At 66.3% G+C, this 12,597-nt stretch carries 11 protein-coding genes; 8 read left to right on the top strand and 3 right to left on the bottom strand.

Annotation, left to right across the window (positions count from 1 at the left end):
- The gene (locus CRP45_RS20640; RefSeq protein ID WP_245910268.1) at positions 1-1,218 is read right to left on the bottom strand and encodes a hypothetical protein; all 1,218 of its coding nucleotides are present in this window, start codon (positions 1,216-1,218) and stop codon (positions 1-3) included.
- 144 nt (positions 1,219-1,362) lie between these two features.
- On the opposite strand from CRP45_RS20640, the gene CRP45_RS20635 reads away from it, so the two are divergent.
- The 3 genes from CRP45_RS20635 to CRP45_RS20625 all read left to right on the top strand — a co-directional run bounded on the left by CRP45_RS20635 (position 1,363) and on the right by CRP45_RS20625 (position 3,919).
- The gene (locus CRP45_RS20635; RefSeq protein WP_067786815.1) at positions 1,363-1,938 is read left to right on the top strand and encodes a TerD family protein; all 576 of its coding nucleotides are present in this window, start codon (positions 1,363-1,365) and stop codon (positions 1,936-1,938) included.
- 160 nt (positions 1,939-2,098) lie between these two features.
- Positions 2,099-3,202 carry a DUF475 domain-containing protein gene (locus CRP45_RS20630; RefSeq protein WP_097246419.1) on the top strand — a complete coding sequence of 368 codons (1,104 nt, stop codon included), beginning with the start codon at positions 2,099-2,101 and terminating at the stop codon, positions 3,200-3,202.
- 93 nt (positions 3,203-3,295) lie between these two features.
- Positions 3,296-3,919: a TerD family protein gene (locus tag CRP45_RS20625; protein ID WP_097246418.1), complete on the top strand. Its 624-nt coding sequence runs from the start codon at positions 3,296-3,298 to the stop codon at positions 3,917-3,919.
- Between the two features lie 3 nt (positions 3,920-3,922).
- Here CRP45_RS20625 and CRP45_RS20620 read toward each other — a convergent pair whose 3' ends face one another.
- Positions 3,923-4,885: a DUF389 domain-containing protein gene (locus CRP45_RS20620; protein WP_097246417.1), complete on the bottom strand. Its 963-nt coding sequence runs from the start codon at positions 4,883-4,885 to the stop codon at positions 3,923-3,925.
- 361 nt (positions 4,886-5,246) lie between these two features.
- On the bottom strand, positions 5,247-6,629 hold the full coding sequence (locus CRP45_RS20615) for a glycosyltransferase family 87 protein (protein ID WP_097246416.1): 1,383 nt from the start codon (positions 6,627-6,629) through the stop codon (positions 5,247-5,249).
- Between the two features lie 366 nt (positions 6,630-6,995).
- On the opposite strand from CRP45_RS20615, the gene rpsF reads away from it, so the two are divergent.
- The 5 genes from rpsF (at position 6,996) to CRP45_RS20590 (ending at position 12,477) form a co-directional block, all read left to right on the top strand.
- A complete protein-coding gene (gene rpsF, locus CRP45_RS20610) occupies positions 6,996-7,283 on the top strand; it encodes a 30S ribosomal protein S6 (RefSeq protein ID WP_067786805.1) in 288 nt (95 codons plus the stop codon).
- A gap of 92 nt (positions 7,284-7,375) precedes the next feature.
- On the top strand, positions 7,376-7,927 hold the full coding sequence (locus tag CRP45_RS20605; RefSeq protein ID WP_097246415.1) for a single-stranded DNA-binding protein: 552 nt from the start codon (positions 7,376-7,378) through the stop codon (positions 7,925-7,927).
- Between the two features lie 56 nt (positions 7,928-7,983).
- A complete protein-coding gene (gene rpsR / locus CRP45_RS20600; protein ID WP_067786801.1) occupies positions 7,984-8,235 on the top strand; it encodes a 30S ribosomal protein S18 in 252 nt (83 codons plus the stop codon).
- Positions 8,236-8,252: 17 nt separating this feature from the next.
- Positions 8,253-8,708 carry a 50S ribosomal protein L9 gene (rplI, locus tag CRP45_RS20595; protein WP_067786799.1) on the top strand — a complete coding sequence of 152 codons (456 nt, stop codon included), beginning with the start codon at positions 8,253-8,255 and terminating at the stop codon, positions 8,706-8,708.
- Between the two features lie 673 nt (positions 8,709-9,381).
- The gene (locus CRP45_RS20590; RefSeq protein WP_179830939.1) at positions 9,382-12,477 is read left to right on the top strand and encodes a replicative DNA helicase; all 3,096 of its coding nucleotides are present in this window, start codon (positions 9,382-9,384) and stop codon (positions 12,475-12,477) included.
- Positions 12,478-12,597: the final 120 nt, after the last annotated feature.

Here is a 12,597-nt window from a genome sequence, read left to right as displayed (position 1 = left end):
TCATTCTCGTCGTGGTCCTGCTTGTTTTCTCATTCGATCCACTACCCCGGCTATGAATTCGGTGACGGCATCCAGTTCCGCCACATAGGCCCAGTAATCGGGGTGCCGCCCCGACAGTGTTTCGGTGATTCGTTCGATTCGTTCGGCCTGCGCGTCCAGCACAGATCCCCATTCGCCCGCGAGCCCCCGACTCACCGCGAGCATCTGTGCGTCCCGCAACCTGAATCGTACGGCCTTGGCCTTGTCTTGCGGGTCCTCGCGAACCGAACGCAACAGCTCGAGCCGCTTGGTGACGGCGTCGATCAGCTGCTCGGCGGCGCCGAGGCTCCCCCGCGCGGTAGCGGTCAATTCAAGGGCTGACTCCGGATTCTTCGCGTCCAATGCGGCGCGCGCCCTGGCGAGAGCGTCGGCGGCGGCATCGATGGCTTGCTGGCATTCCCGCCCATTGTTGGCCAGATCCGCCGAACTCGCAGCGTTGAACTCGCGCAGCAACGCCGAGTAGGCGGGCCCGACCCGCTCGGACCGGTTGCGTACGGCGGCCAGCCTGGTATCCACCGAGGTGAGCGCGGTATTCGCGGCGCCGCGTCGAGATGGGGCCTGCGCCAACGCTTCTGCCAGTTCCTTGGTGACCGCGTCCAGGCGGTTCGCGGCAGCGCGGACGGCGCCCGAACCACCGCTCACACCCACCGATTCCAGTGTGACCAGCGCCTCATCGACGGCGGCCGCGCGCAGCCGCACCGAAGGGTAGTCCGCGTACGCGGATTCGGCGGCCTGCCCGCGCACCGCGGCGGCAGCGACCTTCACCTGCTGCGCAAGCTGCGGCACGGACCGCACGATCGCGACGGCTTCCTCGAGCCGGGCCTGGTTACCTCGGTAGAACTCGTCCACGGCGCGTGCCGCGTCGGCCAACTGCCGCGTGACGACGTCGGCGCGCTGCCGGCCGTCGGCGACGCTCGTACCGTCGCGCTGGGCCGCCTCGAGTTCCTCGGTCAGCGCCAGATACGCCCCCGCCGCGTCGTAGCAGCGGCCGCGCACCGGATCCCATGCCGCCGAGAACCCCCGCTCGGAGAAGACTTCCTCCGAGGCGTGCACCGCGGCCTCCGCCGCGCTCTGCCGCCGATCCATGTCGAGGAACGCGTCCGCGAGCCGGGCTCGTGCCTGCTCGATCCATTCGCTGTTCCCGGACGACCGGAACCAGCTCCGCCTGCGCCCTACCACGCCCCGATGGTAGGAGATCTTCCTGTTCGCCGGGGGTTCCCCCAGTTCCTACGCAAGTTCGCCGAAACCTACTACTGTCGTAAGTCGTACCCGGCGATTCGGACATGCTGGGACCACAGACGGACTAATGAAAGGGATTCCCGCATGGGTGTCAGTTTGTCCAAGGGCGGCAACGTCTCGCTGACCAAGGAGGCGCCTAACCTGACTGCTGTTTCCGTCGGCCTGGGGTGGGATATTCGGACCACTACGGGTACCGACTTCGACCTGGACGCCAGCGCGATCGCGACCGGTGGCGACAAGAAGGTGCTGAGCGATCAGCACTTCGTGTTCTTCAACAACCTCCGCTCGCCGGAAGGCGCCATCGAGCACGCGGGCGACAACCGCACCGGTGAGGGCGAGGGCGACGACGAGGTCATCAACGTCGACCTGGCCAACACCCCGCCGACCATCGAGAGCATCTTCTTCCCCGTCTCGATCTACGACGCCGACACCCGTCAGCAGTCGTTCGGTCAGGTGCGCAACGCCTACATCCGCGTCGTGGACCGCAGCAACGGCACCGAGCTGGCCCGCTACGACCTGAGCGAGGACGCCTCGACCGAGACCGCCATGGTCTTCGGCGAGCTGTACCGCAACGGCGCCGAGTGGAAGTTCCGCGCCATCGGCCAGGGCTACGCCTCCGGCCTCGCGGGCATCGCCCGTGACTACGGCGTGAACGTCTGACCAAGACACGCGCAACACGAGGGGGCTCGGCCGCCGAGCCCCCTCGTCGCGCGACCGGGGGGAGTATCGCGCCGGTCGCATTCGTTGGACATCCGGCGGTTCAACGGCCACGCTGGTAGCAATCTCGCCGTTTCAGTTCCCATTCACGAAAGGTCCACGCGTGGTCCTGCGCATCTTCGGCCTGTCCGGCCTCGTCACCGTGGCGTCCCTGGTGGTGGCGTTCCTGTACGGTGGCCCCACCGCCCTGGCGCTGTGCGCGATCCTGGGCATCCTCGAGGTCTCCCTCTCGTTCGACAACGCCGTCATCAACGCCACCATCCTGCAGCGGATGAGCGATTTCTGGCAGCGCATCTTCCTCACCATCGGTGTGCTCATCGCCGTCTTCGGCATGCGCCTGGTGTTCCCGCTGGCGATCGTGTGGATCACCGCGGGCCTGGACCCGGTGCAAGCCCTCGACCTGGCACTCAACCCGCCGGCGGGTGACGCTCCTTACTTCCCCGACGGCAGCCCTAGCTACGAGACGTTGCTCACCGACGCGCACCCGCAGATCGCGGCGTTCGGCGGCATGTTCCTCGCGCTGCTGTTCCTGAACTTCATCTTCGAGGAGCGCGAGATCACCTGGCTCGGCTGGCTGGAGCGGCCGCTGGCGGCGGCGGGCAAGCTGGACATGCTCTCGGTCGTGGTGGCGGGCGCGGGCCTGGTCCTGACCGCGGAGCTCCTCGCCCCCGACGACAAGCGCGCCACCGTGATGGTCGCGGGCGTGCTCGGCATGATCGTCTACATCGCGGTCGACGGGCTCGGCTCGATGTTCCACACCGAGGAGCACACGGGCGGACCGTCGGAGCTGGCCAAGGCCACCGGTAAGGCGGGCTTCTTCCTGTTCCTCTACCTCGAGGTGCTCGACGCCTCGTTCTCCTTCGACGGCGTGATCGGCGCGTTCGCCATCACCTCCGACCCGATCATCATCGCGCTCGGCCTCGGCCTGATCGGCGCCATGTTCGTCCGGTCCATCACGGTGTACCTGGTGCGCAAGGGCACCCTCTCGGAGTACGTGTACCTGGAGCACGGCGCGCACTGGGCGATCGGCGCGCTCGCGGCGATCCTGCTGATCTCGATCGGCGTGCACGTCAACGAGCTGGTCACCGGCATGATCGGTGTGGCGTTCATCGGCGCCGCGTTCATCAGCAGCGTGCTTCGCAACAAGCGCGAGGGCGGTGACGAGGAGGAACTCGAGAGCGAGCGAGCTGTCACGCCGGTAGGCTGATTTTCGGCAGGCAGCCGACGAAACTCCATGCGGCAGCGGCCCCTCCGACGGAGGAAGCCGTTGCCGCTTCTCTTTTCCCGAGGGGGACCGCGCATGGCGTCCGAGCAGCAGTCCGGCGGTGTGAATTCGGCGAAGGTGACGCTGTCCAAGGCGACGCCGAGCATCAATCTCACCAAACCCGGTGAGCAGCAAGGGGTCTTGCGGGTCAATCTGAACTGGTCGCGGGCCGCCAAGGGCTTCTTCCGTAGGTCCAAGCCGGTCGATCTCGACCTCGGCTGCCTCTACGAATTGGCCGACGGCACCAAGGGTGTCGTGCAGGCGGTCGGCGAGAACTTCGGCTCGCTGGCGGGCGAGCCGTACATCCAGCTCGACGGCGACGACCGCAGCGGCGCCGTCACGTCGGGCGAGAACATGCACATCGATCTCGCCCGGCCCGAATTGTTCAAGCGCATCCTGATTTTCGCCTTCATCTACGAGGGCGTGCCGAACTGGGCGGCCGCCGACGGTGTCGTCACCCTCTACCCGAGCACCGGACCGCAGGTGGAAATGCGCCTCGACTCCCCGGTCGACGGCGCACGCTCCTGCGCCATCGCCCTGCTCCAGAACAACGGCCGCGGGATCACCGTGCACCGAGAAGTGCAGTACATCAACGGAACCCAGCGGCACATCGACGAGGCCTACCGCTGGGGAATGCAGTGGAGCAGCGCGAGCAAGTGACGGCTACAGCATCCGGCGCGGCCTGCTCATCGCCCTTGCCCGCCGCACCGAAACGCGCGACCACACGGCCTGCTGGAACGCCAGCGTCGCCCATCCCGCCAACGCCATGCCGGAGAGGTTGACCAGCAGCTGCAAGGTGCTCCCCCAGATCGCCTCGCCGACACCGAAAGCCACACCGAGCGCGATGTTTCCGGCGGCGGGCACCGTCGTCACCGAGATGAAGACACCGGCGAGACCGGACGCCTTCGACGAGGTCAGTGCGAGCACTCCGGCGGCAGCAGCGATCACCGCGACGATGAACGACCACTTGTCCGGCGTGTAGATGAACGCCGTGCCCGGCCGCGGACCGGTCACATCCTCGATGGTGATCCAACCGAGCCCGCGTCCGATCAGCACCAAAATGAACGTCACGACGATGGCCGCCGCGAAACCGAGGAACAACGTGCGCACCGCGAGGCCGAGCAGCACGAAACGGCGGCGCACCAGCGCGACGCCGAGCGCGGCGATGGCCCCGAACTCCGGGCCGAGCACCATGGCGCCGATGACCAGGATCTGCGAATCCAGCACGATCGCGATGGCGGCGATCACCGTCGCCATCGTCATGAAACTCAGATAGGTCCAGTTCAGCTCGGTTTCCTCGTACGAGCGCTGCGCGACGTCAGCCCACACGACCGCGTCCGCGCTACTGCCCGGCGTGCGCACTTCGGCGTCGAAACCGCTGCGCGACAGCCACGTTCGCACCTGGTCGAACTCGATGCTTCCGTGCTTGTGCACGCCGAGGGCGCGCAACTTGTCGACGATGTCGTTGCCCGCTTCCCGCGCGACGTCCACGAGCACCAGATCACCGGGCGGTCGCAGCGAGGCACCGCGCATCACGGCCAGCCCGCTCACCGCGGTGTCCCGGTCGAGGATGTCGAGCACGTCGTCGGTCAGCGCCGCCGGAGACATGATCCGCATATGCAGCATGCGGGCAAGTTTGCCGTGGGCGGGTGCGCTTGCCCAGAGGGGGTTCTCTGGGAGCGTGCCTGCCAACGGAAAAGACAGGGGCCGGTGTGCCTGCCCAACGGTGGTTCTCCGGGCGAATGCCTGCCAACGGAAAAGACACGGTCCGCTCGTGCGCCGTCTCCGCACAAGAACACCAGTTGGGGAGCACGGTCTGCTAGTGCGCCGTCGACTCACAAGTGCACCTGCCACCTGCCCGGGGTCGTTCTCTGGGTGAGTGCCTGCCGACGGAAAGACGTGGTCTGCCTGTGCACCGCCTCCGCACAAGTAGGCAACGTCCATCTGAGCATGTGCCTCGGGGTTGGGTTGGGTGTGCGGTTCGGGTTCAGGCGGCGACCAAGTCCCCTCGGTCCGGCGTAGTCCGCGCGGTCTTCGCGTCCGATCCGCGCGGATCGGCCCTGATGAACAGGAAGAACAGTGCGACGAGCAGGATCGCGCGCCCCCACACGCCGAACTGGACGATGGCTTCCTGGATCTCGAACGGCGCGCCGGAGCCCATGGCGTAGAAGTAGCGGAACACGCCGATACCGATGGCCGCGTCGGCGAGCAGATACGCGCCGATCACCTGCCACGGGACCGCGAGCAACACCAGAAACGGGATCAGCCACAGCGTGTACTGCGGTGAATGGACCTTGTGGAAAACCAGGAATCCACACAGCATCGCGCCGCTGACGCCGACCCACGGGAAGACACCGGTCGCTCGATAACGCTTCCAGCCCAGCCAGACCGCGAGCACGAACGCGGCGAGGATCAGGACCGGCGAGGCGATGGAGACGCCGTCGTGCCAGGACTGGCTGGTCTCGGTCTCGCGGCCGTACAGCAGGTGATGTCCCCAGTACCAGATGGAGTTGGTGGTGATGTCGGCTTGGCGCAGCTGCTGGAAGGTGATCGACGCCCGCCAGCCCTCGTATCCGATCAGAGCGAACGGCAGGTTCACCGCGACGACGGTGCCGATGGCCGCGCCCGCGGTAGCCAGCGCGCCGCGCCAGTCGAGACCGGAATCGTCGTCGGGATCGCGCTCGGCGCCGCCGGTCAGCACATAGATCATCAACGGCAGCACGAAGATTCCCGGATACAGCTTCAAACAGAAGCCGAGCCCGAGCAGCACCGCGGCCAGCACGGCGCGGGTGCGCAGCGAATACCTGGTCGCCATGGTGACCACGTAGACGGCCGCGACCGCCGTACAGACCACCGGCAGCTCCCAGTTGTGGAAGGCGTAGAGCACCAGCGGCGGACCGATCGCCCACAGCAGCGCGGCGCGGCCGGCGAGCCGGGCCAGGAACCAGGCGGTGAGCAGCGCGAACGGCGCGAGCAACAACGCGGACAGACGCAGGAAGTCGGCGTCGGTCTCCGCGCCGATCGCGCCGACCCACATGAGCGTGCCGCTGAGCACCGGATACTCGACGGCGCCGCCGGTGAGCAGTCCGTCGTCGGTGATGCCGCCGTCCACGTAGGGGAAGACGTGCCGATCGATGTCGCGGCCCAGCCACAGGAACTGGATGTCGGAATAGCAGACGTCCGAATCCTTGATCACGTCGAAGACCGTGCTTCGTCCGTTCTCGTAGAACGGCGCGCCCGCGCACCGGGCTTTGTTCGCGTAGGCCAGCGCCAACGTCAGCCCGCACAGCAGGACGATCACGGCAGCGAGCGCACCCCCGCGCGACGCGCGCCGGACCCGCACCTCGGTAGCGGCGGATCCGGTCGACATGCTGACCACCTTAGGTCCCGAACCCATGCCATGGGCAGGTACACCCGCCCCCTTGGGCGGGCACACCCCACGAGCACACCGTGCTTTCCCGTTGGCGGGCACGCCCCCGGAGAACCACCCCTGGGCAAGGCACACCCGCCCCCGACAGGTGCCCTTATGCCGAGACGCCACACAAGCAGACCGCGTTCTCCCATTGCAGGCACGCCCCCGGAGAACCACCGTATGGACAGGCACACCTGCCCCCACCACCCCCTGGGCAGGTAAACCCGCCCCCCTCATGTAGCCTTGTCGGGTTGCTGACGCAACGAACCCTCCTGCCACGGACCGTCCGTGGCCGTTTCTGAGTCCACAGGAGGTGATTGGTCCGTGCGTCATTACGAAGTGATGGTCATCCTCGATCCGAGCCTGGACGAGCGCACTGTTGGTCCGTCGCTGGACAACATGCTGAGCGTCGTCAAGACCGAAGGCGGCAAGATCGACAAGGTCGACATCTGGGGCCGTCGTCGGCTCGCCTACGAGATCCGCAAGCAGGCCGAGGGCATCTACGCGGTGGTCGATCTGACCGCGACCCCGGCCACGGTGAGCGAGCTCGACCGCCAGCTGGGGCTCAACGAGTCGGTGCTGCGCACCAAGGTTCTGCGCCACGACAAGTAGTTCGACCGCACTCGTCTGCGTCGGTGCCTGTCTCTAGGCTCTAGCGCAACGAAGCGAGTGCATGCGGACTGCACACCGAGCAGGAGGAACCCATGGCAGCAGGCGACACGGTCATCACCGTCATCGGAAACTTGACGGCCGACCCCGAACTGCGTTTCACGCCCGCGGGGCAGGCGGTGGCGAACTTCACCGTCGCGTCCACCCCCCGCGTGTTCGACCGTAATACCAATGAATGGAAAGACGGCGAAGCGCTTTTCCTGCGCTGCAACATCTGGCGCGAAGCCGCGGAAAATGTCGCCGAAAGCCTGACCCGAGGCGCTCGCGTCATCGTGAGCGGACGGCTCAAGCAGCGCTCCTACGAAACCCGCGAGGGTGAGAAGCGCACGGTCGTCGAGCTCGAGGTCGACGAGGTCGGCCCCTCGCTCCGCTACGCGACGGCGAAGGTCAACAAGGCCAGCCGCGGCGGCGGTGGGGGCGGCGGCTTCGGTGGTGGCGGTGGCGGTGGCTACGCCTCCTCCGGCAGCAGCAGCAGCGGTGGTGGCGGCGGTCGTTCCGGCGGCGCCGAGGACGACCCCTGGGGCAGCGCGCCCGCGGCAGGTTCCTTCGGGGGCAACAGCCGCATGGATGACGAACCGCCGTTCTGAGACGGCTTTCATAGGCCCGCATCACTTGGGCCACAATAATTTTGGAGTAAGAGACCATGCCCAAAGCGCCCGCGCGCGAAAAGGTGCTGAAGAAGAAGGCTTGCGCTTTCTGCAAGGAAGCCAAGTCCGGCACCGTTTCGATCGACTACAAGGACACGACGCTGCTGCGCAAGTACGTCAGCGACCGCGGCAAGATCCGCGCCCGCCGGGTGACCGGCAACTGCGTGCAGCACCAGCGCGACATCGCCGTTGCCGTGAAGAACTCGCGTGAGGTGGCCCTGCTGCCCTACGTGTCGACGGCTCGCTGAGTAAGGGAGGCACGCAAATGAAGTTGATTCTGACCGCTGATGTGGACAACCTCGGTGCCCCCGGCGACACCGTTGAGGTCAAGGACGGCTACGGCCGCAACTACCTGCTGCCGCGCGGCCTGGCCATCGTCGCCAGCCGTGGCGCGCAGAAGCAGGTCGAGGGCATCCGCCGGGCGCAGGACGCCCGCCGGGTTCGCGACCTGGACCACGCCAACGAGCTGAAGCAGGCCATCGAGGGCCTGGAGTCGGTCTCGCTGAGCGTGAAGACCGCGGGCACCGGCAAGCTGTTCGGCTCGGTGACCCAGGCGGACGTCGCCGCGGCCATCAAGACCGCAGGCGGCCCCGTGGTCGACAAGCGCAGCATCGAGCTGCCGAAGGCGCACATCAAGTCGACCGGCAAGCACGGCATCGTGGTGCACCTGCACCCGGACGTGGTCGCCAAGTTCGACCTGCAGGTCGCCGCGGCGAGCTGAGTCCGCACCGCTCTCGGGCGGTTCGCGTATTCACGTCGAAGACCACCCCTGTGATCGCACGGGGGTGGTCTTCGGCCTGCCCCTTCGCGCCTCCTTCTTTATTAGCCAGTTATTTGCTGGAACGTAAGGCAGTGAAGTGGGACACCACCGGCTCGCGTCGGCCATCGCGCTTCACCTCCGGTTATTCGGCCTGTGGATTACTGGGCAAACCGACCGATCGCAATGTGACTCAGCTCATAGCGTGCACACGCGCTGTTTACCCAACACGCCCGGCTGTTCATCTCGAGCGACACGCCGAGATGAGATCTATCCACACGTGGATGGATGCGGAAACGCGCATCCATCAGCGCCTTTCGCCGGAGTGACCTGGGTTTTCCCCAAGTTGTACACAGGGGGTGCACACGGTTTGGTAAACAGTCCCCAACTTATCCACAGTTGTGTGCACAGCTCGGTTTGGCGACGCCCCACCGAGTCGCCTAGGTTCGTCGCATTGCCCGGATCGGGCCGCACGGAATGGCGCGAATTCGAGCTGTCGCGAGAGTTGCTGGAACCGATCGACGGGGCTGTGGCACACGCGTCCGTGGCCGAGGCAAACGTGTCAGAGGCCCGGAGTAAGAACGAGTCATCGATACGGTGAAATCCGATCGTGGGGTAGAGAGGACGGTCGAGTCTGGTGACGACCACCGATGACCGCGGGCACACCGACTTCCCGCCCGAACCTCCCGGCGAAGACTTCGGCCGCCAGCCGCCGCACGACATGGCCGCCGAGCAGTCCGTCCTCGGCGGCATGCTGCTGAGCAAGGACGCCATCGCCGACGTCGTCGAAGTCATTCGGCCCGGCGACTTCTACCGCCCCGCGCACCAGGCGATCTACGACACCATCCTCGATCTCTACGGCCGCGGCGAACCCGCCGACCCCGTCACCGTCGCCGCGGGCCTCGACCGCCGCGGCGAACTCAAGCGCATCGGCGGCCCGCCGTACCTGGTCACCCTCACCCAGACCGTCCCCACCGCGGCCAACGCTGGCTACTACGCCGAAATCGTCGCCGAGAAGGCCATTCTGCGCCGCCTCGTCGAGGCGGGCACCCGCATCGTCCAGTACGGCTACGCGGGCGCCGACGGCCAAGACATCGCCGAGGTCGTCGACCGCGCCCAGGCCGAGGTCTACGAGGTCACCGAACGCCGCACCACCGAGGACTTCCTCCCCCTCGAGGAACTCCTGCAGCCCACGATGGACGAAATCGACTCCATCGCCTCCCGCGGCGGCATCTCCCTCGGCGTCCCCACCGGCTTCACCGAACTCGACGAGATCACCAACGGCCTGCACCCGGGCCAGATGATCATCGTCGCGGCGCGACCCGGTGTCGGAAAGGCGCTCGCCCTCGACACCCCGCTACCGACCCCCGGCGGCTGGACCACCATGGGCGAAGTTCAGGTCGGCGACGAACTCCTCGATGCCGAAGGGCGCCCCACCCGCGTCCTTGCTGCCACCGACGTCCTCACCGATCGGCCTTGCTACGAGGTCGAGTTCTCCGACGGAACAGTTGTCGTCGCGGATGAATCGCACCAATGGGTGACCCGATCGGCATTGGACGTAGCCAGCCCGGTCGCGATCCGCACCACCGGCGAGATCGCCCACACCTTGCGCGACCTCACGGGTGACCTCAACCACGCCGTGAGCGGCACGGCCCGTTCAGCGCCACGCCGCATCGTCGACGTCCGCAAGATCGACAGCGTCCCCGTGCGGTGCGTCGAGGTCGACAACGCCCAGCACCTCTACCTCGCTGGGCGATCGGGAGTGCCGACCCACAATTCGACCCTCGGCATGGATTTCATGCGGAGTTGCTCGATCAAGCATGGGCTTGCCAGCGTCATCTTCTCGCTCGAGATGAGCAGGACCGAGATCGTCATGCGTCTGCTTTCCGCGGAGGCGAAGATCAAGCTCGGTGATATGCGGTCGGGGCGGATGAGCGACGACGACTGGACCAAGCTGGCTCGGCGGATGAGCGAGATCAGTGAGGCCCCGCTGTTCGTCGACGACTCGCCCAACCTGACCATGATGGAGATCCGCGCGAAGGCGCGTCGCCTCAAGCAGCGCCACGACCTCAAACTCGTTGTGGTGGACTACCTCCAGCTGATGACCTCCGGCAAGAAGGTCGAATCCCGCCAGCAGGAAGTCTCGGACTTCTCCCGAAACCTCAAGCTGCTCGCCAAGGAACTCGAAGTACCGGTGGTCGCCATCAGTCAGCTGAACCGCGGTCCCGAACAGCGAACCGACAAGCGGCCCATGGTGTCCGACCTCCGCGAGTCGGGCTGTATGCCCGCCTCGACGCGGATCCTGCGCGCCGACAACGGCGGCGAGACCACGCTCGGTGAGCTGCTCGCCAGTGGTGAGCAACCCCTGGTGTGGTCGCTGGACGAACGAATGCGGATGGTCGCGCGTCCGATGGTGAAGGTGTTCCCCAGCGGACGCAAGGAAGTCTTCAAGCTGCGGCTCGCATCCGGCCGCGAAGTGGAAGCGACCGGCAACCACCCGTTCCTGACGGTGGACGGCTGGATCCCGTTGGAGAAGCTGACCATCGGCGACCGCCTGGCAACACCGCGGCAGGTCCCCGAACCGGTGCATACCACTCGCATGGCCGATGCGGAGGTGATCCTGCTTGCCCACATGATCGGTGACGGCTCTTGTGTGAAGCGTCAGCCGATCCGCTACGCGAGCATCGACGAGGAGAACCTCGCCGCGGTCACGACGGCGGCCGAGCACTTCGGTGTGGCAGCGGTGCGCGACGAGTACGCGGCGGCGCGGGTGACCACCCTGCGCCTGCCCGCGCCCTACCGACTGACGCATGGCAAGCGAAACCCAATCGCGGCGTGGCTCGACGAGCTGGGGCTCTTCGGCCTGCGCAGCTACGAGAAGTTCATTCCGCAGGCTGTTTTCGCCTTGCCGAACGATCAAATCGCGCTTTTTCTGCATCATCTGTGGGCAACCGATGGCTCGGTACGCTGGGACGAGAAGGCACACATGGGCCGTGTGTACTACGCATCCACTAGTCGACGCCTTGCCGACGATGTCGGACAGCTTCTGCTGCGCCTCGGGATTCACGCTCGCATCGCTCGTGTTCAGAAGTCCGGGTATCGGCCATGCTGGCACGTGACTATCGATCGCGTTGAGAACCAGACGCGATTCCTGCGCGACGTCAATGTCAACGGAGCCCGGGGCGAGTCTGCACGTGAACTCCTCCGGCAACTCGAGTCCATTGCTCCTCGGCCAGGCTCTGACACTGTCCCGAAGGAAGTCTGGACCAAGGTTAGCGATCTGCTGAGGACAAGGCAGATGACCCACAAGGAATTCGGCGCCGCACTCGGTTCCAGGTTCTGCGCATCCAAGTGGAAGCACGCTCCTGGGCGCGCGAAACTAGCTCGTGTAGCCGCCGTCCTCGACGACGCCGACATCGAAATGTTCGCGACCAACGACGTGTTCTGGGACAAGATCGTCGAAATCACCAGCCTCGGTGAACAAGACGTCTACGACGGTACCGTCCCCGACACGCATAATTATGTGGCCAACGGAATAACCTCGCATAACAGTCTCGAGCAGGACGCGGATATGGTCATCCTGTTGCACCGGCCCGACGCATTCGAACGCGACGACCCGCGCGGCGGCGAGGCCGACCTGATCCTCGGCAAGCACCGTAACGGTCCGACCGCCACGATCACCGTCGCCCACCAGCTGCACCTGAGCCGATTCGTGGACATGGCACGCGGCTGAGACGAAATTCGCCGACGTGCCGGTCTATCGCTTCGTATCCGACGGGTCGACAGGGCGGCAGCGGCGACGGTGCTCATGACGGCCGTGGCGTCCTCGACCGCACCGGCCGGATCGCCCGTG

Source organism: Nocardia amikacinitolerans (genome assembly GCF_900215415.1).
GTDB classification, from domain to species: domain Bacteria; phylum Actinomycetota; class Actinomycetes; order Mycobacteriales; family Mycobacteriaceae; genus Nocardia; species Nocardia amikacinitolerans.
This window is presented reverse-complemented; position numbering and strand designations above follow the sequence as displayed.